This window comes from Arthrobacter sp. SLBN-112, from assembly GCF_006715225.1.
Classification (GTDB): Bacteria; Actinomycetota; Actinomycetes; order Actinomycetales; family Micrococcaceae; genus Arthrobacter.
Map to the genome: position 1 here is coordinate 201,441 of NZ_VFMU01000001.1, position 22,926 is coordinate 224,366.

Consider the following 22,926-nt stretch of genomic DNA (forward strand, 5'->3'; position numbering starts at 1 on the left):
TCATCCCTGGCCCAGCAGCCGCCACCACGCATGGTCAGGGTGGGCGGGCGACTCAATCAAGGCGGGGTTGGCGAGCAGCTCATCGCGGCGCAGCCCGGGCAGGACCTTATAGCTGATGGACCCGGGAACGCTGACCAGTTCCAGGACCCGCCAGAGTGCCGCGGCGTATTTGCGGGCGGCCCCGGCACCGTCCCACTCGTACAGGCCGCGGTAGGCGCCGAAGGTGTCGTGGGCGCACCAGAGCTTGGAAACAAAGCCCGGAAACCCGACGAAGAGGGGGGTGTTCAGCAGGCTTTCCGCCTCGAAAAAGCGGTGCGCCCGGCCGCGGACCAGGCGGAGCGTGAAGGCCACCACCAGGACGCAGGGCTCCCCGGGTTGTCGGTCGACGGCGGTCTCCCGGTAGACCCGCGAGGTGCTTCCGTCGGCGAAACGCAGCACCCGGCCCACATTGCCTTTGGGAAGGTGCACCTGCCTGCGGGCCAGCATGAGGCAGGTCGTTCCCACGCTGCGGGCCACGGCCGGCCATGCTTTGGCCCGGGGCGCCGGTCCGGATTCGAGGTCCATGGCTTCTCCTTTTCCTTGCACCGCCCTTCCAGCGTGGCCGGAACCGCGGGCAGGGTCCCAGAGTCTTTCGCCCCCTTTCCGGCCGCCCCTTCTCCCCCGGTAGCGAACGGCCTGCCGACATGTCCGGGCTGGTCTATATATTGAATCCATGACCTCCACCTCCCTGCAGGATTCCCCCGGCACTGCCATCCCGGCGCCCCCGGTTGCCAAGAAGATTCCCACCGAGCGCACCCACCACGGAGAGACCTTCGTCGACAACTACGAGTGGCTGCGGGACAAGGAATCGGCCGAGGTGGTGGAGCACCTGCGGGCCGAAAACGCGTACCAGGAAGCTGTTACCGCGCACCAGGAGCCGCTCCGCGAGGCCATCTTCCACGAGATCAAGGGCCGCACCCAGGAAACCGACCTTTCCGTTCCGCACCGCAAGGACGGCTGGTGGTACTTCAGCCGCTCCGCGGAGGGCAAGGAGTACGGCATCCACTGCCGCGTGAAGGCGGAGGACAAGGTGGCCGACTGGACTCCGCCCGCCGTGGAACCGGGGATGGAGATCCCCGGTGAGGAAATCCTGCTGGACGGCAACGTGGAAGCGGAAGGCAAGCCGTTCTTCTCCGTGGGCGGCACAGCCGTCACGGTTGACGGCACCCTCTACGCCTACGCCGTGGACAACTCCGGCGACGAACGCTTCACGGTCCGGATCAAGGACCTCCGCACCGGCGGACTGCTGCCTGATGTCATCGAGGACATCTTCTACGGCGTGGCGTTCTCCCCGGACGGCACGCGCCTCTTCTACACCGTGGTGGACGAGTCCTGGCGCCCATACCAGGTGAAGGCGCACGTCCTGGGCACTCCCGTGGCGGACGATGTGGTGCTTTACCAGGAGGACGATCCCGCCATGTGGCTGGGCTTCGAGCTCTCCGCGGACCGGCGTTACCTGGTGCTGGGCATCGGGTGCTCGGAGTACAGCGAAACCAGGCTGCTCCGTTTTGAGGACCCCGCCGGAACCGTCAGCACGGTGATTTCCAGGGACGAACGGATCCTTTATGAGGCCGAGCCCTTCCTTCTCGACGGCCCCAACGGCGAAAAAACCGAGAAGATCCTGCTCACGCACAACCACGGCGCCATCAACTCCATGGTCTCCTTGGCGGACCCGGCCGAGCTGGAAAAGCCGCTGGCGGAACAGGCCTGGCAGACCGTCGTCGAACATTCCGGCGACGTCCGGGTCAACGGCGCCGGCGTCACCGCCACGCACCTTATCGTCTCCATCCGGAAGGACACCATCGAGCGCGTCCAGGTGATGGGGCTGGCCGGGCTGGGCACGCCCGAGCAGCAGGCGCCCGTTGAGCCGGCGTTCGACGAGGAGCTCTACACCGCGGGCGTGGGCGGTTCCGACTATGAAGCCCCCGTAATCCGGCTGGGCTATACGTCCTACTTCACGCCGTCGCGCATCTACGACTTTGTGCTCCCCACCCTTGACCAGCCCAGCGGCGAGCTGCTGCTCCGCAAGGAAAGCCCCGTGCTGGGCGGGTATGACGGCAGCGATTACGTGGCCATGCGGGAATGGGCAACGGCAGGCGACGGCACGCGGATTCCGCTGTCGGTCCTGCGGCACAAGAGCGTCAAACAGGATTCGACGGCGGCCGGCCTGGTCTACGGGTACGGCTCCTACGAGATGAGCATGGACCCCGGCTTTGGCATCGCACGCCTGTCCCTGCTGGACCGCGGCGTGGTTTTCGTGATCGCCCACATCCGCGGCGGCGGAGAGCTGGGCCGGCACTGGTATGAGGACGGCAAGAAGCTCACCAAGAAAAACACCTTCACCGACTTCGTGGACGCCACCGATTGGCTGGCGAACTCGGGTTGGGTGGATCCCTCCCGTATCGCCGCGCTGGGCGGTTCGGCCGGCGGGCTCCTGATGGGCGCGGTGGCCAACATGGCGCCGGAGAAGTACGCGGCCATCGTGGCGCAGGTGCCGTTCGTGGACCCGCTCACCAGCATCCTGGACCCGGACCTGCCGTTGTCCGCCCTGGAGTGGGAGGAGTGGGGCAACCCCATCACGGACCCCCAGGCCTACGCCTACATGAAGTCCTACTCCCCCTATGAAAATGTGCGCGAGGTGGCCTACCCCAAGATTGCCGCCGTGACGTCCTTCAACGACACCCGGGTCCTCTACGTTGAGCCGGCCAAGTGGGTGCAGGAACTGCGGAACAAGACCACCGGCAGTGAGCCGATCGTGATGAAGATCGAGATGGACGGCGGCCATGGCGGCGCCTCCGGCCGGTACGTGCAGTGGCGGGAAAGGGCCTGGGACTACGCGTTCATCGCGGATGCCCTGGGCGCCACCGAACTGCTGGCCGGCGCCGGCCTGAAGCAGGACTGAAGCGTACGACGGCGGGCGGGTCCCGCCGTCGTACGCTCTTCTTCCCCCGCGCCGCAGCAGCCAGGGCTTCAGGTCTGCGGGTGCTCCACCAGCCACTCAGCGAGTGTTTCAAGGTTGGCGCGGACGGTGCGTCCCTGGGCGCGCTCCACCAGCGGATCGGCGACCTTGCCAAAGATGCCGCCCAGGCCGGAATCTGCGTCAATCCGCTGGGTGACCCGGGTGCCGCCATCGGCCGGTTCAAGGGTGAATGACACCGTGAAGTTCAGCTTTCCTTCAACGGAGCGGGACACCATTCGCCGTGGCGGCTCGAACTCCACCACCTCGACAGTCCAGTCGAAGCGCCGGCCCATAATCTTGCTTGTTCCCCGCCCCCGGCTTCCCATCCCCACGGGACCGGCCCCCATCTGCTCAGAGGCGGTGACCGAGGAATCATAAACGGCGATGTTTTCGAACTTCGACAGGAAATCGAAGACTTCCTGCGGCGGCCGGGCGATGACAACGGATTCTTCTACTACTGGCATCGGATTCTCCTGAACAGCACCTGCTGCCGACGCGGCTCGGCCGGCAGGTAGGCACAGCGCCAGCTTGGACCGCTGCCGTGCCACTGTCAATGCGCCAATAAGCTAACCATGCTTACTATTGTGGGGCACTTGTTTTCCGCAGGGACCAGAGGAGCCGGCATGTCATTGAGCAAGGGAACGCACGTGGAGTGGAACACTTCCCAGGGCAAGACGCACGGCCGGATCGTGGAAAAGAAGACCAGCGACTTCGACCTGGACGGCAATACGCACCGTGCCAGTGAGGATGAGCCGCAGTACGTGGTGGAATCGGAGAAGACCGGCGCCCGTGCCGCCCACAAGGCATCCGCGCTGACTGAGAAGAAGTAGCGCCGTGCCTGCCCAGCATGAGGTGGTCATCATCGGCGGCGGCAACGCCGGCATTTCGCTGGCCGCCAGGTTGCAGCGCTACGGCGTCAAGGACGTGGCCGTGATCGAGCCACGGGACCACCACCTGTACCAGCCGTTGTTTTCGCATATCGCAGGCGGCCGGGCCCAGGCCAAGGAAGCCGTCCGGCCCATGGGATCGGTTGTCCCCGAGGGCGTCACCTGGATCCGGGATGCGGCGGCGGGCGTGGACGCCAATGCCAATACCGTCGCCCTGGAGTCCGGGGCCTCGGTGGCTTACGGCCAGCTGGTGGTGTGCCCCGGGCTGCAGTATGACTGGGATGCGATGCCGGGGCTGGCCGAGGCCGTGCACTCGCCCCACGGCGCCTCCCACTATGAGTTCGATCTTGCCCCCAAGGCCTGGACGCTGCTCAGCGGCATGACCTCCGGCACCGCCGTCTTCACGATGCCCGCCGGACCCATCAAGTGCGGTGGCGCAGCCCAGAAACCCATGTACCTCGCCTGCGACTACTGGCGTGAACAGGGGGTCCTGGACAAGATCCGCGTGGTGATGGTGCAGCCCTACCCCACGGTGTTCGGGGTTTCGGAAGTGGACCGGGAGCTGGACCGGAAGATCGCCGAGTACGGGATCGAACTGCGGACCAACAGCGAACTGGTGTCCGTGAGCGCTGCCGGCCGCAGGGCAACCATCCGGGACAATGCCGCAAACACCACCGAGGACCTGGTATATGACGTCCTCAATGCCGTCCCGCCACAGTCGGCCCCGGACTGGCTCAAGGCCACGGACCTGCCCGCCGGCGGTGACGCGGGCGGCTTCGTGGAAGTGGACCGGCAGACCCTCCGGCATCTGCGCTACCCCAATGTGTGGTCCCTGGGCGACGCCGCAGGAACCACCAACTCCAAGTCAGGCGGCGCGCTGCGCAAGCAGACCAAGGTGGTGGCGAAGAACCTGGTGGCTGCCCGGAAAGGCAAGCCTCTGCCGGCGAAGTACAACGGCTACTCGGTGTGTCCGTTCACGGTGTCGCGGGACACCGTGGTTTTCGCCGAATTCGACGACCGGTACCGTCCCATGCCTACCATTCCCCGGGTGCCCACCTGGAATGAGAGCAGACTCTCCTGGGTCGTGGACCGGGACCTGTTTCCGAAAATCTACTGGAACCTGATCCTCAAGGGCCGGGCGTAAAGGCTAACGGCCGGAGCCGATGCGCCACTCATCGGCGAGGATGGCGTAAATGAGTTCGGTTGCCCACTGGCCTTTGTAGTGCCACTTGTCGATGTGCCGCGCCTCCAGCCGCATACCCAGCCTGCTGCACAGTGACGCCGACGCCGCGTTGAGCTCGTCCAGCCGGGCTTCAATCCGGTGCATGCCCAGTTCCCCGAAACCCAGGTTGAGGACGGCCCCCGCGGCCTCTGTGCCGTAGCCCTTGCCGCGGGCTCCGGGCGCCAGGGTCCACCCCACTTCGCCCTGGCCGGGGCCGGGCAGCCATTTGAGCACCACTTCACCCTGCAGCCCGGGCTCATCCGCTGCCTCGATGGCAAGGGCCACCCAGTCGCCTTCCTTTTCGAAGGCAAAGTTGGCGTACCGGCCCACCCGCTCCATCGACTGGGTGTAGCTTTTGGCCGGGCCCGGCAGGAACCGGGCGGTCTCCGGCAACGAGTGGTAGGCGTGGAAGGCGTCCAGGTCGCCGCCGTGGAACCGGCGAAGGACCAGCCGTTCGGTGCGGATCGGCAGGGAGATCTCAGGCATGGATCGAGGCTAACCCTTGGTTCATCGATTGCTCCAAAAACGTCGTTTTGCACGCCCAAAAGGACAGTTGCGGAGCAATCGATGATCCGACGACGGCGGCAGCCGCCTCCGCGGGCTGTGCTTGCTCTTGTTCCGGCGAACCTCCGGGAGTACGGTTCGCGTACGGCCTGCTGGCGCCCATGTTGTGGCATCTCCCGTCTTCTGAAAGTAGGGGCCATGGTGACGTCGGCGAAGCCGTGGGCAGCGTTCCTCGCGTTAGGCATGCTGCTTGCGGCCGTGTCGTGCACCTACAAGGACTCCACGGAGGACCCAACCCAGGCGCCGCCCACCACAGCAACCCGCAGTGCCAAAGTGCTCCGCATCGGCACGCAGGACGATGGGAATGTGCCCACCCGGGGCCAGATTGAGGAATTTGCCCGCCAGGTCCAGGACCGCTCCGGCGGGGCCTTGGTTATTGAGCCGGTTTACAGGGCCGGAGGCGATGAGGTGAGGGGCTGGGACCAGCTGGTAGCGCACCGGGTGATGAGTGGAGACCTGGAGATGGCTGTGGTTCCCGCCCGGACGTGGGACACCGAGGGCATACTGGCTTTCCGGGCCCTTTCCGCACCCTTCCTGGTGACGTCCAGCGCCATGATCAGGGAGGTGGTGAAACCGGAGTATGCGCGAGGGATGATGGCTGGCCTCAAGGACGTGGGGGTCACGGGGCTGGCGCTGTTCCCGGACGGACCGCGGGTGCTGTTCTCCTTCACCACGCCGATCCTCACGCCCGGTGACATCAAGGGAGTGGTGATCAGGGCACCGCTGTCCGCCACCAACTACGCAGTGCTCGAGTCCCTGGGCGCGGTACCCCGGGACCTGGCCGAGCAGGAATTTGGTGACGGAGTTGAAAACGGAACGGTGGGCGGCGCGGAATCATCAATGGCCTATGCGTCGAATTTGCCCGGCGCACTGAACAGCACGGGGCACGCGGTCGCCACCGGAAACCTCGTGGTGCACTCGAAGATCAGCACCCTGGTGATCAATGACAAAACCAGGGCCTCCCTCACCGCGGAAGAGCAACAGGTTCTACAGGACGCGGCAGACTTCACCAGGGACTGGGCCTCGTCCCTGCTCTCACCGCTCTCGGCGGAGGCACGGAAGTACTGCGAGGGCGGCGGCAAAGTGGTCCTGGCAACTGACAAGGAGCTCGCCGCCTTCCGCGGCGCTGCCTTCCCCGTCTACGGGGCCCTCGAACAGGACGCGGGCACCAGGAGCCTCATTGCGCGGCTCCGTGACCTGGCTGCCAGGACTCCGGCCGAGCCACCGGTGGAACCCTGCGACTACGACACCTACTGACGTCTGGGTTACCCACCCAGAGCCGGAATGCACTGCAGTACGCGTCAGGAAGCAGCTGAACCGACGACGGCGGCCGTTGCCTCCGCGATGGCACGTTCCTCATCCGTGGGCACCACCAGGACGGGAATGGCCGACCCAGCCTTGGAAATGACGCGCGGTTCCTTGGACCGCTCAGCGTTCAGGACGGCGTCGAGCTCTATGCCAAGGGCGCCGAGCTTGTCTGCTACCAACGCACGGAACTGGTGCGAGTTCTCGCCGATCCCGGCGGTGAACACCAGCGCCTTGGCCCCGCCGACGGCGACGTGGTAGCCGCCGATGTATTTAGCCAGCCGGTAGGACGCCACGGCGAGCGCCATCGCGGCCTTCCCGTCGCCGGACTCGGAGGCTTCCACCACCGAGCGCATGTCATTGTTGCCGGCCAGGCCCTTCAGCCCCGATTCCCGGTTGAGCATGGTGTCGATGTCCTCGGGCGTCCAGCCGGCGCGGCCAAGGAACACCAGGATGGAGGGGTCCAGGTCGCCGGAGCGGGTGCCCATGACCAGGCCCTCGAGGGGGGTGAAGCCCATGGACGTGTCCACGGACCGCCCTCCACGGATGGCGGTGACGGAGGCGCCGTTGCCGAGGTGGGCGATGACGCCGTCGAACTCCTCGATGGGGAGGTCCAGCAGCGCGGCTGACCGGCGCGCCACGTACTCGTGCGAGGTCCCGTGGAAGCCGTAGCGGCGGATGCCGTGGTTGGTGTACAGCTCGTCCGGGACGGCGTAGCGCCAGGCGTGCTCCGGCAGGGTCCGGTGGAAGGCGGTGTCGAAAACGGCCACCTGCGGCATTGTGGGCCACTTTTTGGTGATGGCCCGGATGCCCAGGACGTTGGCGGGGTTGTGCAGCGGCGCCAGCGGGTTGAGCCGTTCGATGGCGCGGGTGATCTCGTTGTCCACCAGCACGGGTTCGGCGAACCGCTCGCCGCCGTGGACCACCCGGTGCCCCACCGCGCCGAGCTCAAGATCGCCCAACTCCTGGTGGATCGCCGCGTCCACCTGCTCCAGCGCCTCCGCGTGGTCCCGCGGCCCCTCGATCTCGCCGTCACCGCCGCCGCCGTTGCCCATGCCGATCTTCTCGATCAGCCCCTCGGTGAGGACCGTCCCGGCCGTCACATCACGGACCTGGTACTTCAGCGACGACGAACCGGAGTTGATGACGAGCACGAGCATGCGGGGCCTCCTCAGCCTGGCGTCTGCAGTTCAACCCCCACTATATGTGCCGCGCCGCGCGGCTGATTCCTTGCGGATCGGGCGCGGCTGTGCCTATGGTCGGCGGACAAGGCTGGACCACGCCGAGAGGACAATTCCATGACGAACGAACCCAATTCGATCGACGAGAACGACCCCACCAACACGGGATCCAGCAGCACGGCCCCGCTCAACGCACAGCCGGACTCCGGCAGCAAGAATGATCCCACGGGGGTGGAGGGCGCCAACCCTGCCCTGGACGACACCGGCCGTGTCAAGGCCGCCGAGACCGGGGAAGCGCCGGAGGCGCCGGAGAACCGGGAGGACCTGGACCTCACGCCGCAGGGCCTCTCGGACGAAGCTGCCAAGAAGGAGGATCCGGACAGCCTGGCCAAGCCGGACAACAGCTAAGAACACCAGCGAAAAAAGTACGACGCCGGCACTTTCCACTTGAGTTCTAGTGGTCGTTGCAACACCTAAAGTTTTTGGGAGTTGCAACGACCATGTCGTCTTTAAGCAAGGGCAGGACACCTCGAAGGAGCTATACCTCCGCGGAAAAGGAAGAGTTCTTCCGGGCATTAGCAAGCGCGGGAACCGTTGCCCGTGCTGCGGCTGGACTCGGGCTCAAACCTTCGGCGTGCTATCGGTGGCTGCGTGAGGCGGGAATATCTGTCGGCAGAGTGGATAACCTAAACGCCCGGCGGCCAAGAGCGACCCCGGAAGTGAAAGAGGAGTTCTTTAAGGCGTTGAAACGGACCGGGAGTACGACGCTTGCTGCCGCGGAACTGGGGCTAAGCCGTGGCACTTGTTACCGGTGGACTCAGAAAGCAGGGCTCGCGCGGAAACGCGCGGACAGCCCCGGCCGTGAGGACTTCGGCAAGCTCCGCGACGCTGGAATGACCCGCCGTGAAGCGGCCAAACAACTGGGCATTAGCCGCTGCGCGGCTCAGGAGTGGGACAACGGCGTCAGAAGGACACGGAATGGGCGAATCTACCGTGATGGGCGCCAGATCGACTACACCAATGGTGTGATGACGTTGACTACTGCAGAAGCCACCGCCGATTCTGCCGCGCTCCCCCCACTGGCAGCCCTGGAAAAACCATTGGATGCCCGGTTCCTGACGCTGCATGACCGCGAACGGATCGCCGACCTCCGCAATACCGGCGCACCGGTCCGGGAGATCGCCAGAGAGCTCGGTCGGCCTGCCTCGACAATCAGCCGGGAGCTGGCCCGAAACGGTGTCAACGATGGGAAGTACTACGCCTATGCTGCCCAACGAGCAGCAACTGCCCGTCGCCCCCGGCCCAAGGACAGCAAGCTGGTCACGCACCACCGGCTGCGCAAATATGTGAAGCGAAAACTGCTTCGGCGCTGGTCACCGGAACAGATCAGCAACAAGCTGACCAGGAAGTTTCCCAACGACCCGGAGATGCGCGTGAGCCCAGAAACAATCTACCAAGCCCTCTACTTCCAGGCCCGCGGAGGACTCAAGCGCGAAGTCCAGGCAGCTCTGCGCACCGGCCGGACACGCCGTAAAGCCCACAAGGACCCCCAGCAACGGCAGCCCCGTTTCGCTGATCCGATGGTGATGATCTCCGAACGCCCACCCGAGATCGAAGACCGCGCCGTTCCAGGACATTGGGAAGGAGATCTAATCACCGGAGCGAGCAACCAGTCCGCGATCGCCACCCTCGTCGAACGCACCACCAGATACGTCATGCTGGTCCACCTGCCCGGTGACCACACCGCCGAAACCGTCCGCGACGGCCTCATCGCCACGATGAAAAGTCTTCCCGAACACCTCAGGGGCTCTCTGACTTGGGATCAAGGGGCGGAAATGGCAGGCCACAAATCCTTCACCATCGCCACTGACATGCAGGTCTACTTCTGCGATCCGGGCAGCCCGTGGCAACGCGGCTCCAACGAAAACACCAACGGCCTGCTACGCCAATACTTCGAAAAAGGCACAGACTTATCCATCTACGGGCCCGAAGATCTCGAACACGTCGCCCAGGAACTCAACAGCCGACCACGCAAAACGCTCGACTGGGAAACCCCAGCCGAGCGTCTCCGTGATCTACTAATGACCACATAACACCAGCAGTGTTGCAACGACCCCTAGAAACCGCCCCAAAGTGCCGGCGTCGGGCTTTGCGCCGTGGCAACTACGCCCGGGCCCCCTGCCGCTGCGCGGCGAGGTACATGAACAGCCGGCGGAGGCCGAACGACCATTCCGGCAGTTCCTCGCACGGACCCACCCTGTTCACCAGGGCACCGAGGTGCCGGCTGCGGATGGTCACCAGGTCCCCGTGTTTGTGGGTGAAGCCTTGCCCGGGGACGTCGCGGTCCTGCGTTGGGGCGAACAGCGTCCCCGTGAAGAGCGCGAACCCGTCCGGATACTGGTGGTGGTTTCCATAGGTCGCGGCCACAAGCTCCTCGAAGGGCCTGCTGATCCGGGCAACGCTGTTCCGGCCCTCCAGCAGGTAGCCGTCCGGGCCTTCGACGCGCAGCAGGATTTCCTCATCGCGCAGCGTATCCAGCGTGAAGGCGCCGTCGAAGAGCCGGATCAACGGGCCAAGCGCGCTGGAGGCATTGTTGTCCTTGGCCTTGCCCAGCAGCAGCGCGCTCCTGCCTTCAACGTCGCGCAGGTTCACGTCGTTGCCCAGCGTTGCGCCCACCACGTTGCCGGCGGAGGTGGCGATCAGGACCAGCTCAGGCTCGGGGTTGTTCCAGGACGAAAAGGCCGGGATGCCGATGCCCGCGCCCAGGCCAACCGATGACAGGACCGGGGCCTTGGTGAAGACCTCCGGGTCTGGGCCGATCCCCACCTCCAGGTACTGCGACCACAGGCCTTCGGAGATCAGGACGCGTTTGGCCTCGGCGGCTTCCGGCGATCCCGGCCGCAGGTCGGAGATGCTTCCGCCCAGGGCGCGCCCCACCAGTTCCCGCACTTCGGCTGCACGTCCAGCGTCACCGGCACAGCGCTCCTCGATGACCCGCTCGATCATGCTGTCCACGAACGTGACGCCGCAGGCCTTGATGACCTGGAGGTCCACGGGGGCCAGCAGCCTGGTCCGGGTGCTGTCGCCCGCCAGGGAAGCGTTGACGACGGCGGCCGTCTCCCACCGCGGTTCCGCCAGGCTGGGATCCGAGAGGGCGGAGCGGACGGCGGCTGCCGGGTCCGGGAGCTCCAGGAGATCCGCGACCGTTCCGGCCAGGCGGTGCAGGTCAAAGATGTTGCCCCCGCTGACGGCCACAACGCGTGGCCCGCCGCTCTCCACATCCCAGACCCGCCCGATCAGCAGGGCCTGGTCCGCGTCCTCGGGGAGGACTCGCTGGACTTCTTCAGGGCTTATGGCGTTCACTGCTTGTCCTCCCGGGCGGCCACGGACCCGGCCGCGGGGACGGACGGGCGCTGCCAGACGCCGTCGACCCTTTGCGGCACCTGCCAGGGATTGTTGTCCCGCAACGGTTCAGGCAGCCGCTGCGCCGGGAATGACTGGTACGCCACGGGCCGCAGGAAGCGGCGGATCGCCGCCGTCCCCACCGAGGTGGTGTTTGAGGTGGTGGCCGGGTAGGGCCCGCCGTGGTGCTGGGCGTAGCTGACGGTGACCCCGGTGGGCCAGCCGTTCCACAGGACCCTGCCGCTGATGTCCGCCAGCCTGGCAGCGAGGGGGTCCACGTCGTCCTCAGCTTCAGCCTGCAGGGTGGTGGTCAGCTGCCCTTCGAGCAGCCCCGCCAGCTCCGGCAACTCGGATTCGTCACCGTATTCGACCACCAGGCTGGCCGGGCCGAACATTTCCTGGCGGAGCAGCTCCGGGTTCTTCCGGACGTCCGTTGTGGTGGTGATCAGGACCGTGGGGGCCGGTTCCTCGGCAAAGTTGCCTTCCACCAGGACCTCAACGCCGCCGCTGTCCCGGAGACGGGTAACGGCACCGGCGTAACCATCGTGCAGGCGGGGGCTGAGCAGCCGGGCGGGGGTAAACCCTGACAGGGCCTGCTCCAGCTCGCGGCGGATGCCATCAGCCTGTCCCGCGGGGACGAACAGGAGCCCGGGCTTGGTGCAGAACTGGCCCATTCCCAGAGTGAATGAGGCAGCGTAGCCGGCAAGGATTTCCGCCCGCCGGGTTGCCCAGGCCTTGCCCGTGACGAAGACGGCGTTGATGCCGCCCAGTTCGCCGAAGAACGGGATGGGTTCCGGGCGGGCAGCGATGCGGTTGAGCAGGGCCCGGCCGCCGGCCGTGGAGCCGGTGAAGCCGATGGCCTTGACCAGGGAGTGGTCAACGAGTGCCTCGCCGGCCTGCCGTCCGGTCACCATGGCGAACAGGCCCGACGGCGCCCCGGCACTTTCCAGCGCACCGATCACCGTGCGCACGGTCCGGGCAGCAAGCCGTGCGTGCGCGTCATGCGCCTTGTGGACGACTGCGCAGCCAGCGGCCAGGGCCGACGCGCTGTCCCCGCCCATCACGCTGAACGCAAAGGGGAAGTTGGAGGCGCCGAAGACGCCAACGACGCCGAGCGGAACGTTGCAGCGCCGAAGGTCAGGGCGCGGGCCCATGGGCCAGTCGGGGTCGGCGTGGTCGATGGTGGCGTCGAAGTGCTCACCCTGGCGGATTTCCGCTGCGAAGAGCCGCAGCTGGAACACGGTGCGCTTCAGTTCCCCTTCCAGCCGGGCCGCCCCAAGGTGCGTTTCCGCGACGGCGGTCTCCACCAGCCCCGCAGCATCCTGCTCCAGGCCGGCGGCAATGGCGTCCAGCCATGCTGCGCGCCGCTGCGGGTCCGCCAGCCGGGCCTGTTCGAAGGCACGGTGGGCGGCAGTGACCGCCGCGTCCAGCTGCCCCACGGTGGTGGGGTCGGCAAGGACGGCAGTTCCTTCCGGCGCCGTGTTCATCGGCCGGCTCCTGCTGCCGCGGCCACCGAGCCGCCGGTGACGGCGGCGCGGTTGCCCACTTCCTGCCACCCTGCACCGTTGGGGAATTCCCAGCGGGTGCGGGAGGCGGCAAACATCTCGGCGCCGGTACCCGGAAGTGCCGGGGCTGCATAGCGGCCGTCGATGATCCTGACGGGTTCGGCGAAGTGCTCGTGCAGGTGGTCCACGAATTCGATCATCCGGTTTTCCTGGCTGCGGCCCACCACGGCGTAGTCGAAGAAGGAGAAGTGCTGGACCAGTTCGCACAGTCCCACTCCCCCGGCATGCGGGCAGACGGGAACCCCGAATTTCGCCGCCAGCAGCAGGATGGCGATGTTCTCGTTGACGCCGGCCACGCGGGTGGAGTCAAGCTGCAGGACGTCGATGGCGCCGGCCTGGAGGAGCTGCTTGAAGACAATCCGGCTCGCCACGGCCTCTCCGGTGGCAACCCGCACCGGGGTGACACCCCTGCGGATCTCGGCATGGCCCAGGATGTCGTCCGTGCTGGTGGGCTCTTCAATCCAGTACGGGTTGAACTCGGCCAGCTGGTTGACCCACTCGATGGCCTCGGACACTTCCCAGCGCTGGTTGGCGTCGATCGCGATGGGCAGGGCGCCCACGGCCTCGCGGGCCAGGGCCATGCGCCGGCGGTCATCGTTGATGTCACCGCCCACTTTGAGCTTGATCATGGAAAAGCCCTCTGCCGCCGCCTCCTTGCTCAGCCGGACCAGCTTCTCGTCGCTGTAGCCCAGCCAGCCCGGGGAGGTGGTGTAGGCCGGGAAGCCGTCTGCCTTGAGCGCGGCAATCCGTTCGGCCTTGCCTTCCTGGCCGGCGCGGAGGATCTCCAGGGCTTCCTCCGGGCTGAGGGCGTCGCGGATGTGGGTGAAGTCCACCACGCTGACCAGCTCCTCGGGCGTCATCTCAGCAAGGAGGAGCCAGAGCGGCTTGTTTTCGCGCCGGGCACGGATGTCCCACAGGGCACTGACCAGGGCCCCGCACGCCATCTGGGTGACGCCCTTCTCGGGCCCCAGCCAGCGGAGCTGGGAGTCGTGGACCAGGAGTTTGGAGGCCGCGCCAAGGTCAGAGATCAGCTCGTCGATGTCGCGGCCCACCAGGAGTCGTGCGTAGGCGTCAATGGCGGACGTCAGGATGTCATTGCCGCGGCCGCAGCTGAAGACGAAGCCGTGGCCCTCATCACCGGCATCGGTGCGGATGACCACGTAGGCGGCGGAGTAATCGGGGTCGACGTTGACCGCATCGGAACCGTCAAGTTCAAGGGATGTGGGAAAACGGACGTCCTGGGTCTTGACGGACGTGATGGAAGGCATGGATCTCAACTTTCGGATGTCAACTGCAAGGGAAGGGGAAAGATTCGATTCCTATACGAATTTCTAAAATCATATAGGACATGTGATCCAGGTCAAGGCCTGCCTGTCATTTAACGTCGCGGCAAAGGGCCAAAAAAGCCCCGGCCCTCCATAGGCCGGGGCTGCGCCGCCGTGTGCTAGCCGGTGACAATCCGCCGCCGCGGCGGGCCGCTGTCCTCCAGGGGAGCAAGCTCCCCCTCAAAGGCCTTGGCAAACCTGTCGAAGGAGTTGCGGATATGGGTGGTCATGGCCGCCTCAGCCCGCTCCGGGTCGCAGGCCTCGATTGCCTCACGCACGGCGGTGTGCTCAGCCACCGTAATGGCGCCGTCCACGTCTGCCGGGTAGAGCCTGAAGGTGTGCAGGTGGCAGTGCGTCTGGGCAAAGGCGTGGCGGACCACAGGGTTGCCGGACGCGGCCAGGATGGCGTCGTGGAAGCGGGTGTCGTGGGCCACCAGATCCTGCCGCAGGTCCTTGCTTCGCTTCATGGCATCCCGGAAGCCCGCCAGTTCCTTTTCCAGCGTCCCGGCCGGATTGGCCAGGCGGTCCACCGCGGCCGCACGCGCTGCCCAGGGTTCCACCAGGAGCCTGAACTCGAACAGCGAGCGCAGTTCCGGCAGGTCCAGGAGCGGGGTGGTGCTGTAGCCCCTGCCGGGGTTGTAGACCACCAGGTTGTCGCCCTCGAGCCGCTGGAGCACTTCGCGGACTGGAGTCTGCGAAACCCCCAGGCTCCGGGCCACGGCATCGATGTTGATGCGGGTGCCCGGGGCAATTTCGCCGTCGAGGATGGAGGCGCGCATGGCCGTATAGACGTCGGGCACGGCCGCCTTGCCGCGCGGAACTTCGGATGGTTGACGTGGGGGCACGCGGTTACCTCTTGCACTGGATTGGACTGGCGCCGGCAGAATCTGCGCCGGTTTGGACTGCCAGTGGTTGGTCGGGAGCTGCTGGGGGAATCATAAGCCACGCATCACCGGCGGCTCCGATAAGGGGCTTTTCAAAAGCAACACTTGATCTGGATCACAATATCTATATGATTAAGCAGATTCCTATATGATTTTGGCGCTGACATCTTCCGCGTCTCCCCCTCCCGCCCGTGCACACCGCACCCGAAGCCATGTATATGTCGAAGGAGACCGCATGACTACGCTCGGAAGTAAGACATCCATTGCCAACCAGGCCCGGCAGCCCCGCATGATGACCCGCAAACGCTGGGTCATCATCTGGCTCGCCTTCATAGGCCTCAGCATCAACTACCTGGACCGTTCCAGCCTCAGCGTTGCCCTGCCGTTCATGGGCAAGGATTTTGAACTCACCGCCACCCAGCAGGGGCTGATCTTTGCGGCCTTCTTCTGGGCCTACGACTTCTTCCAGCTCGCCGCCGGTTGGTACGTAGACAAAGTGGGCCCCCGCCGCTCGTTCTCACTGGCCGCCGTGTGGTGGTCCGTCTTCACCATGGTCACCGCCGCGGCCTCCAGCTTCTGGTCCCTTTTCGCGGCCCGTTTCCTCCTGGGTGTCGGCGAGAGCCCGGCCCCCAGTACGGCTGCCAAGGTGGTGGCCACCTGGTTCCCGGTCCGCGAACGCGCCTTCGCCACCAGCATCTGGGACTCCGGCTCGCGCGTCGGGGCGGTCATCGCCCTGCCGATCGTCACCCTGATCGTCGCCTTCACTTCCTGGCATGCGGTGTTCATCATCATCGGCGTCCTGGGCATTATCTGGGCCGCCGCCTGGTGGAAGTACTACCGCAGCCCAGAGGAGCACACGGGTGCCAACGCTGCCGAAATCAGCTACATCCAGGAGGGCGGCGCCCGCGGTGCGGCAAGCGATGACGAAGGTGCGGCCAAACTCCCCTGGCGTTCGCTCTTCAAGTACCGCACCATCCTGAGCATGATGTTCGGCTTCTTCTGCCTGAACAGCGCCATCTACTTCTTCATTACGTTCTTCCCCAGCTACCTGGTGAAGGAGCGCGGCTTCGATCTGCTCAAGCTGGGCTTCTTCGGCGCCATCCCCGGTATCTGCGCCGTCCTGTTCGGCTGGCTCGGCGGCTACCTTGCCGACCGCGCCGTCCGCGCCGGGTCCCCGGTCAGCAAGGTCCGCAAGACCGCCATCGCCGGCGGCTTGGCGGGCGGCTCGGTCATCATGTTTGCCGCACTGGTTCCGGAAGCCTGGATGGCACTGGCACTGCTGTCCGTCGCCTACTCCAGCCTCACCGTGGCGGCAACCGGCATCTGGTCATTGCCGGCGGACGTGGCCCCCAGCTCCCGCCACGTCGGCTCCATCGGTGGACTGCAGAACTTCGCGTCCAACCTGGCCGGCATCTTCACCCCGATCCTGATCGGGGTGCTGGTTGACCAGACCGGCTCCTTCGTGGCCCCGCTGGCCGTCATCGGCGCAATCTCCCTCATCGGCGCAGCCAACTACCTGTTCGTCATCGGCAAGATCGAGCCGCTGAGGGTCCCGGCAGCCGCCTAGGTTTCCCCAGCCCCAAGCAAAGGGACGACGCCGGCACTCGCCAGGCGGTTTCTAGGGGTCGTTGCAACACTGCTGGTGTTATGTGGTCATTAGTAGATCACGGAGACGCTCGGCTGGGGTTTCCCAGTCGAGCGTTTTGCGTGGTCGGCTGTTGAGTTCCTGGGCGACGTGTTCGAGATCTTCGGGCCCGTAGATGGATAAGTCTGTGCCTTTTTCGAAGTATTGGCGTAGCAGGCCGTTGGTGTTTTCGTTGGAGCCGCGTTGCCACGGGCTGCCCGGATCGCAGAAGTAGACCTGCATGTCAGTGGCGATGGTGAAGGATTTGTGGGCTGCCATTTCCGCCCCTTGATCCCAAGTCAGAGAGCCCCTGAGGTGTTCGGGAAGACTTTTCATCGTGGCGATGAGGCCGTCGCGGACGGTTTCGGCGGTGTGGTCACCGGGCAGGTGGACCAGCATGACGTATCTGGTGGTGCGTTCGACGAGGGTGGCGATCGCGGACTGGTTGCTCGCTCCGGTGATTAGATCTCCTTCCCAATGTCCTGGAACGGCGCGGTCTTCGATCTCGGGTGGGCGTTCGGAGATCATCACCATCGGATCAGCGAAACGGGGCTGCCGTTGCTGGGGGTCCTTGTGGGCTTTACGGCGTGTCCGGCCGGTGCGCAGAGCTGCCTGGACTTCGCGCTTGAGTCCTCCGCGGGCCTGGAAGTAGAGGGCTTGGTAGATTGTTTCTGGGCTCACGCGCATCTCCGGGTCGTTGGGAAACTTCCTGGTCAGCTTGTTGCTGATCTGTTCCGGTGACCAGCGCCGAAGCAGTTTTCGCTTCACATATTTGCGCAGCCGGTGGTGCGTGACCAGCTTGCTGTCCTTGGGCCGGGGGCGACGGGCAGTTGCTGCTCGTTGGGCAGCATAGGCGTAGTACTTCCCATCGTTGACACCGTTTCGGGCCAGCTCCCGGCTGATTGTCGAGGCAGGCCGACCGAGCTCTCTGGCGATCTCCCGGACCGGTGCGCCGGTATTGCGGAGGTCGGCGATCCGTTCGCGGTCATGCAGCGTCAGGAACCGGGCATCCAATGGTTTTTCCAGGGCTGCCAGTGGGGGGAGCGCGGCAGAATCGGCGGTGGCTTCTGCAGTAGTCAACGTCATCACACCATTGGTGTAGTCGATCTGGCGCCCATCACGGTAGATTCGCCCATTCCGTGTCCTTCTGACGCCGTTGTCCCACTCCTGAGCCGCGCAGCGGCTAATGCCCAGTTGTTTGGCCGCTTCACGGCGGGTCATTCCAGCGTCGCGGAGCTTGCCGAAGTCCTCACGGCCGGGGCTGTCCGCGCGTTTCCGCGCGAGCCCTGCTTTCTGAGTCCACCGGTAACAAGTGCCACGGCTTAGCCCCAGTTCCGCGGCAGCAAGCGTCGTACTCCCGGTCCGTTTCAACGCCTTAAAGAACTCCTCTTTCACTTCCGGGGTCGCTCTTGGCCGCCGGGCGTTTAGGTTATCCACTCTGCCGACAGATATTCCCGCCTCACGCAGCCACCGATAGCACGCCGAAGGTTTGAGCCCGAGTCCAGCCGCAGCACGGGCAACGGTTCCCGCGCTTGCTAATGCCCGGAAGAACTCTTCCTTTTCCGCGGAGGTATAGCTCCTTCGAGGTGTCCTGCCCTTGCTTAAAGACGACATGGTCGTTGCAACTCCCAAAAACTTTAGGTGTTGCAACGACCACTAGAACTCAAGCCAAAGTGCCGGCGTCGTCCCTTTGTGTGTGGTGTCCTAGGAGGCCGGCTGCGCTTGGGCCGAAACTTCGGCCTGAACGGACCCCTCGGCCGGCTCCTGGGCCTGGGCCTGCGCCTGGATGGCCGTGATGGCCACCGTGTTCACGATGTCCTCCACGGTGCAGCCGCGGGAGAGGTCGTTGACCGGCTTGCGGAGCCCCTGCAGGACGGGGCCCACGGCCACGGCCCCCGAGCTCTGCTGCACCGCCTTGTAGGTGTTGTTGCCGGTGTTCAGGTCCGGGAAGATGAACACCGTGGCCTGCCCGGCCACTGAGGAGCCCGGCATCTTGGACGCGGCGATCGAGGCGTCCACGGCGGCGTCGTACTGGATGGGGCCTTCAACTGCGAGGTCCGGGCGGCGCGTGCGCACCAGCTCGGTGGCCTGCCGTACCTCGTCCACGGCCTCCCCCGAGCCCGAGCCGCCGGTGGAATAGGAGAGCATGGCAACCCGCGGCTCCACGCCGAACTGGGCGGCGGTCTCGGCCGAGGCCAGGGCAATGTCCGCCAGCTGCTCCACGTTGGGATCCGGGTTCACGGCGCAGTCGCCGTAGACCAGCACCCGGTCCGGCATGAGCATCAGGAACACCGAGGACACGATCTTCACCCCCGGGCGGGTCTTCACGAACTCCAGCGCCGGCCGGATGGTGTGCGCGGTGGTGTGGGCCGCGCCGGAGACCATTCCGTCCACCACGCCCAGCTGGACCATCATGGTGCCGAAGTAGCTCACGTCCTGCATGATTTCCAGGGCCTTGGGCAGGTCCACGCCCTTGTGCGCCCGCAGCTCCGCGTACTTTTCGGCGAACTTCAGGCGCAGCTCAGAGGTGGCCGGGTCGATGACATTGATGCCTGCCAGATCGATCCCGTTGGCTGCGGCCAGTTCCCGGACATCGGACTCGGGGCCCAGCAGTGTCAGGTCGCAGACGTCGCGGCGGTGCAGGATTTCGGCTGCACGCAGGATCCGGACGTCGGTTCCCTCCGGCAGCACCACATGGCGCCGCTGGGCCCGGGCGCGCTCGATCAGGTCGTGCAGGAACCGCAGCGGTGTCATCCGCTCAGCCCGTGGCAGGTGCAGGCGCTCCACCAGCTCGGTTTCATCCACCCGGCGGGACCAGAGCCCCAGGGCGGAGGCCACCTTGCGCCGGTGGCCGGACCAGATCTCGCTGCGGACCTCGGAGACCCGGCGGGCAGTCTGGTAGGTGTCATCTTCCGTGGCGAACACCGGGAACGGCGCCTGTGCCAGGAGCGGGTAGATGTTCGCGTCCGGGGCCAGGCCGCCGGTAAGGATGAGCGCCGAGGCTACCGGAAACTCCGGCGAGAAGGAGGATGCCAGGCAGGCCACCATCACGTCTGCCCGGTCCCCCGGCACGATCACCAGGGCGCCTTCGCCGAGCACATTCAGGAAGTTGCCCACGTTCATGGCGGCCACCTTGATGTCCCTGACGTCGCGTTCCATGTCCGGAGTTCCCGCGATCTGCCGCACGCCCAGCGCCAGGGCCACCTCGCCGGTGGTGGGCCTGGCGATCTCCTCCAGTTCCGGCAGGATGTACACGGGCCGGCCTGAGGCACCCGGCTTCAGGGCTGCCGCAATGGCGTCCAGGTCATCGGCGTCCGCCCGGTTGACCATGATGGCCAGGAGCGCGCATTTTTCGGCGGCAAGTTCCTTGCGTGCAACCTCGACGGCGGCCGCGGTCTCGGGAACGGTCCGCCCCTTGGCGCCCACCACGGCCACCACGGGTGTGGCGAGATTGTTGGCCAGCCGGGCGTTGAGGTCGAATTCGACGGCGGAATCCTGGCCCACCAGGTCGGTGCCTTCGACGATCACCACGTCGCAGTGGCGGGCGATGTCCGCGAAGATCTCCACGCACCTGGCGTCGATCTCCGCCCGGTTCCCCTCGGCGAGCAGCGTGCGGACCTCGTCGTAGGTCAGGCCGCCGCGGCACCGGTCATCCTCCAGGGCGAAGCGGGACTTCATCAGTGCCAGCATGGGGTCGTTCGCTGCCGAGGGCCCGTGGACCACCGGTTTGAAGAAGCCGATCCTGTCCGCGTGCCGGTGCAGCGTATCGGCCAGGCCCAGGGCTATCAGGGACTTGCCCGATCCCGGGGTGGTTGCGCTGACGTAGATGCCTTTGGCCATGGTCCGCCCTTTGCTGTTCTTGCTGGTGCCGGTCCTCCCATCCTTGCACCCCGGGCGCCCTAAATGGCAAAGGTGCTTGCCGCCGTCGAGCGTTCCAGCCCAGTTGCTTTTCCCTACATGGTGCGGCGCGCCGTGCACGACGGCGTGTCCGCGGCTTTGCGCCTGGAGTCCGCGAAGTAAGCGGGCAGGAGGGCACGCACCAACGCTTCCTCCTCTTGACACCGGCCCCCCTCATGGGATTACCTAATGAACATTCGGTAAATAAAGCTGGAGGCAATGACGCATGGCTGAAGCAACACTTTCCGGGGCCACCCACCCCATCCTGGAAAACGACTATGCCTCCGAATGGATGGGAATCGAGGTCCTCGCCCTCAGCGACGGACACGCCACCATCCGGATGACCCTTCGGCAGGAAATGCTCAACGGATTCGGCATGGCCCACGGCGGAATGATCTTCGCCTTCGGGGACACCGCCTTCGCCCTCGCGTGCAACCCCATCCACCCCGCACCGGGCGAGGAAGGCACCATTACGGTGGCCTCCGGCGTCGACATCAACTTCCTCAAGCCCGCCTTCCGCGGCCAGGTGTTGACCGCCGTCGCCGACCGCCGCTCCAGTGCCGGGCGCAGCGGCCTGTACGACATCCAGATCTTTGCCGCCGACGCCGCCGCGCCGGCCGCCGAGACCCAACCCAGTTCTCCGGGCGAGCTCATCGCCGAGTTCCGCGGACGCAGCCGCACCATCCCCAAGAAGTAGGAAAACCATGACCCTGCATGCCCCCGAAACCGCACCTGCCGGCACCGACGCCGCCCTGGACCGCGAGGAAACCATCTCCCGGGATGAGCTCGAAGCCCTCCAGCTCAGCCGCCTGCAGCACACGGTGGCCTATGCGTATGACCGCGTGCCGCTGTACAAGCGCAAGTTCGACGACGCCGGGATCCACCCCAACGACCTGCGCGAACTCAGCGACCTGGGCAACTTCCCCTTCACCACCAAGGACGACCTGCGCGAGGAATACCCGTTCGGCATGTTCGCGGTTCCCCAGGCTGAAGTAGCCCGCATCCACGCCAGCTCGGGCACCACAGGCCGGCCCACCGTCGTCGGATACACCAAGCAGGACCTGGCGGACTGGGCCAAGCTGGTGGCCCGCAGCCTCCGCGCCTCCGGCGTCCGCCCCGGCATGAAGGTCCACAACGCCTACGGTTACGGCCTGTTCACCGGTGGGCTGGGTGCGCACGCCGGAGCCGAAGCCCTGGGCTGCACGGTCATCCCCATCTCCGGCGGCCAGACCGAGCGCCAGATCCAGCTGATCCAGGACTTCAAGCCGGACGCCATCCTGGCCACCCCCACGTACCTGCTGACCATCGCCGACGCCATGGCCCACATGGGGATCGACCCCGCCTCCACCTCCCTGAAATACGCCGTCCTGGGCGCCGAACCGTGGACCGAGGAGATGCGGCACGAGCTCGAGGTCACCATGAACATCAAGGCGTGCGACATCTACGGCCTTTCCGAAGTGATGGGCCCGGGCGTCGCCGGCGAAGCGGTGGAGACCCAGGACGGCAGCCACATCTGGGAGGACCACTTCCGTCCCGAGATTATTGACGCGTTCAACCCGGTGGTGGGCAAGGAAAACGTCCTGCGGGACGGCGAGCACGGCGAACTGGTGTTCACGTCGCTCACCAAGGAAGCCCTCCCCATCATCCGCTACCGCACCAAGGACCTCACCCGCCTGCTGCCCGGCACGGCCCGCCCCGCGCACCGCAGGATGGGACGCATCACCGGCCGCAGCGATGACATGATCATCCTCCGCGGCGTGAATGTCTTCCCGTCCCAAATCGAGGAGATCGCTCTGCGGATCCCCGAGCTCAGCCCGCACTTCCAGCTCGAACTGACCCGCCCCGAGGGCCAGCGGATGGACCAGATGACGGTCATGATCGAGCGCCGGGACGCGGTGAGCGTTGAGCAGGGCACGACGGCGGCACGCACCTTGAAGGAGCAGATCAAGATCCACGTGGGTTCTTCGTGCACAGTGAATGTTGTGGAGCCGGGTTCCCTCGAGCGGTCCAACGGCAAGCTGCGCCGCATCTACGACCTGCGCCCCAAAGGGTAGGAAGCCCTGCGCCGACTG

General features: G+C 65.9%; 19 protein-coding genes. 9 read left to right on the forward strand and 10 right to left on the reverse strand.

Going from position 1 to position 22,926, the window contains the following annotated elements; translation table 11 throughout:
- Positions 1–564 (reverse strand): hypothetical protein, encoded by a 564-nt coding sequence (locus tag FBY33_RS01035; protein WP_142028909.1) that lies wholly within the window; start codon positions 562–564, stop codon positions 1–3.
- A gap of 148 nt (positions 565–712) precedes the next feature.
- Between FBY33_RS01035 and FBY33_RS01040 the strand changes: the two genes are divergently transcribed.
- Positions 713–2,941: a S9 family peptidase gene (locus FBY33_RS01040; RefSeq protein ID WP_142028910.1), complete on the forward strand. Its 2,229-nt coding sequence runs from the start codon at positions 713–715 to the stop codon at positions 2,939–2,941.
- 68 nt (positions 2,942–3,009) lie between these two features.
- On the opposite strand, the gene FBY33_RS01045 is transcribed toward FBY33_RS01040, so the two are convergent.
- Positions 3,010–3,462 carry an SRPBCC family protein gene (locus tag FBY33_RS01045; protein WP_142028911.1) on the reverse strand — a complete coding sequence of 151 codons (453 nt, stop codon included), beginning with the start codon at positions 3,460–3,462 and terminating at the stop codon, positions 3,010–3,012.
- Between the two features lie 159 nt (positions 3,463–3,621).
- On the opposite strand from FBY33_RS01045, the gene FBY33_RS01050 reads away from it, so the two are divergent.
- Both FBY33_RS01050 and FBY33_RS01055 read left to right on the forward strand, forming a co-directional pair.
- On the forward strand, positions 3,622–3,828 hold the full coding sequence (locus FBY33_RS01050; RefSeq protein WP_056328894.1) for a DUF2945 domain-containing protein: 207 nt from the start codon (positions 3,622–3,624) through the stop codon (positions 3,826–3,828).
- A 4-nt stretch (positions 3,829–3,832) separates the two neighbouring features.
- On the forward strand, positions 3,833–5,029 hold the full coding sequence (locus FBY33_RS01055; RefSeq protein ID WP_142028912.1) for an NAD(P)/FAD-dependent oxidoreductase: 1,197 nt from the start codon (positions 3,833–3,835) through the stop codon (positions 5,027–5,029).
- A 3-nt stretch (positions 5,030–5,032) separates the two neighbouring features.
- Here FBY33_RS01055 and FBY33_RS01060 read toward each other — a convergent pair whose 3' ends face one another.
- Positions 5,033–5,593, reverse strand: coding sequence for a GNAT family N-acetyltransferase (locus FBY33_RS01060; protein ID WP_142028913.1), 561 nt, complete (start codon positions 5,591–5,593; stop codon positions 5,033–5,035).
- Between the two features lie 216 nt (positions 5,594–5,809).
- Here FBY33_RS01060 and FBY33_RS01065 point away from each other — a divergent pair, with 216 nt between their 5' ends.
- The gene (locus FBY33_RS01065) at positions 5,810–6,928 is read left to right on the forward strand and encodes a TRAP transporter substrate-binding protein (protein WP_160141934.1); all 1,119 of its coding nucleotides are present in this window, start codon (positions 5,810–5,812) and stop codon (positions 6,926–6,928) included.
- 44 nt (positions 6,929–6,972) lie between these two features.
- Here FBY33_RS01065 and FBY33_RS01070 read toward each other — a convergent pair whose 3' ends face one another.
- Positions 6,973–8,136 carry an acetate kinase gene (locus tag FBY33_RS01070; protein WP_142028915.1) on the reverse strand — a complete coding sequence of 388 codons (1,164 nt, stop codon included), beginning with the start codon at positions 8,134–8,136 and terminating at the stop codon, positions 6,973–6,975.
- A gap of 138 nt (positions 8,137–8,274) precedes the next feature.
- On the opposite strand from FBY33_RS01070, the gene FBY33_RS01075 reads away from it, so the two are divergent.
- Both FBY33_RS01075 and FBY33_RS01080 read left to right on the forward strand, forming a co-directional pair.
- Positions 8,275–8,565: a hypothetical protein gene (locus FBY33_RS01075; protein WP_142028916.1), complete on the forward strand. Its 291-nt coding sequence runs from the start codon at positions 8,275–8,277 to the stop codon at positions 8,563–8,565.
- A 485-nt stretch (positions 8,566–9,050) separates the two neighbouring features.
- Positions 9,051–10,250: an IS30 family transposase gene (locus FBY33_RS01080; protein ID WP_142032401.1), complete on the forward strand. Its 1,200-nt coding sequence runs from the start codon at positions 9,051–9,053 to the stop codon at positions 10,248–10,250.
- A 70-nt stretch (positions 10,251–10,320) separates the two neighbouring features.
- On the opposite strand, the gene FBY33_RS01085 is transcribed toward FBY33_RS01080, so the two are convergent.
- The 4 genes from FBY33_RS01085 to FBY33_RS01100 form a co-directional block, all read right to left on the reverse strand.
- Positions 10,321–11,520 carry a fumarylacetoacetate hydrolase family protein gene (locus FBY33_RS01085; protein ID WP_142028917.1) on the reverse strand — a complete coding sequence of 400 codons (1,200 nt, stop codon included), beginning with the start codon at positions 11,518–11,520 and terminating at the stop codon, positions 10,321–10,323.
- A complete protein-coding gene (locus FBY33_RS01090) occupies positions 11,517–13,046 on the reverse strand; it encodes an aldehyde dehydrogenase (NADP(+)) (protein WP_142028918.1) in 1,530 nt (509 codons plus the stop codon). The genes FBY33_RS01085 and FBY33_RS01090 overlap by 4 nt, the downstream gene beginning before the upstream one ends.
- Positions 13,043–14,392 carry an L-fuconate dehydratase gene (locus FBY33_RS01095; RefSeq protein WP_142028919.1) on the reverse strand — a complete coding sequence of 450 codons (1,350 nt, stop codon included), beginning with the start codon at positions 14,390–14,392 and terminating at the stop codon, positions 13,043–13,045. Before FBY33_RS01095 ends, FBY33_RS01090 begins: the two co-directional genes overlap by 4 nt.
- A gap of 176 nt (positions 14,393–14,568) precedes the next feature.
- Positions 14,569–15,294 carry a GntR family transcriptional regulator gene (locus tag FBY33_RS01100; RefSeq protein ID WP_268815853.1) on the reverse strand — a complete coding sequence of 242 codons (726 nt, stop codon included), beginning with the start codon at positions 15,292–15,294 and terminating at the stop codon, positions 14,569–14,571.
- 274 nt (positions 15,295–15,568) lie between these two features.
- Between FBY33_RS01100 and FBY33_RS01105 the strand changes: the two genes are divergently transcribed.
- Positions 15,569–16,900, forward strand: a complete 1,332-nt coding sequence (locus tag FBY33_RS01105; protein ID WP_142028920.1) for an MFS transporter — start codon at positions 15,569–15,571, stop codon at positions 16,898–16,900.
- Positions 16,901–16,978: 78 nt separating this feature from the next.
- On the opposite strand, the gene FBY33_RS01110 is transcribed toward FBY33_RS01105, so the two are convergent.
- Positions 16,979–18,178: an IS30 family transposase gene (locus FBY33_RS01110; protein WP_142032406.1), complete on the reverse strand. Its 1,200-nt coding sequence runs from the start codon at positions 18,176–18,178 to the stop codon at positions 16,979–16,981.
- A 483-nt stretch (positions 18,179–18,661) separates the two neighbouring features.
- Positions 18,662–20,797, reverse strand: coding sequence for a phosphate acetyltransferase (gene pta, locus FBY33_RS01115; RefSeq protein ID WP_142028921.1), 2,136 nt, complete (start codon positions 20,795–20,797; stop codon positions 18,662–18,664).
- Between the two features lie 283 nt (positions 20,798–21,080).
- Here pta and FBY33_RS01120 point away from each other — a divergent pair, with 283 nt between their 5' ends.
- A complete protein-coding gene (locus FBY33_RS01120) occupies positions 21,081–21,551 on the forward strand; it encodes a hotdog fold thioesterase (protein ID WP_056328864.1) in 471 nt (156 codons plus the stop codon).
- Between the two features lie 7 nt (positions 21,552–21,558).
- On the forward strand, positions 21,559–22,908 hold the full coding sequence (gene paaK, locus FBY33_RS01125) for a phenylacetate--CoA ligase PaaK (protein ID WP_142028922.1): 1,350 nt from the start codon (positions 21,559–21,561) through the stop codon (positions 22,906–22,908).
- The last annotated feature ends 18 nt before the right edge of the window (positions 22,909–22,926 follow it).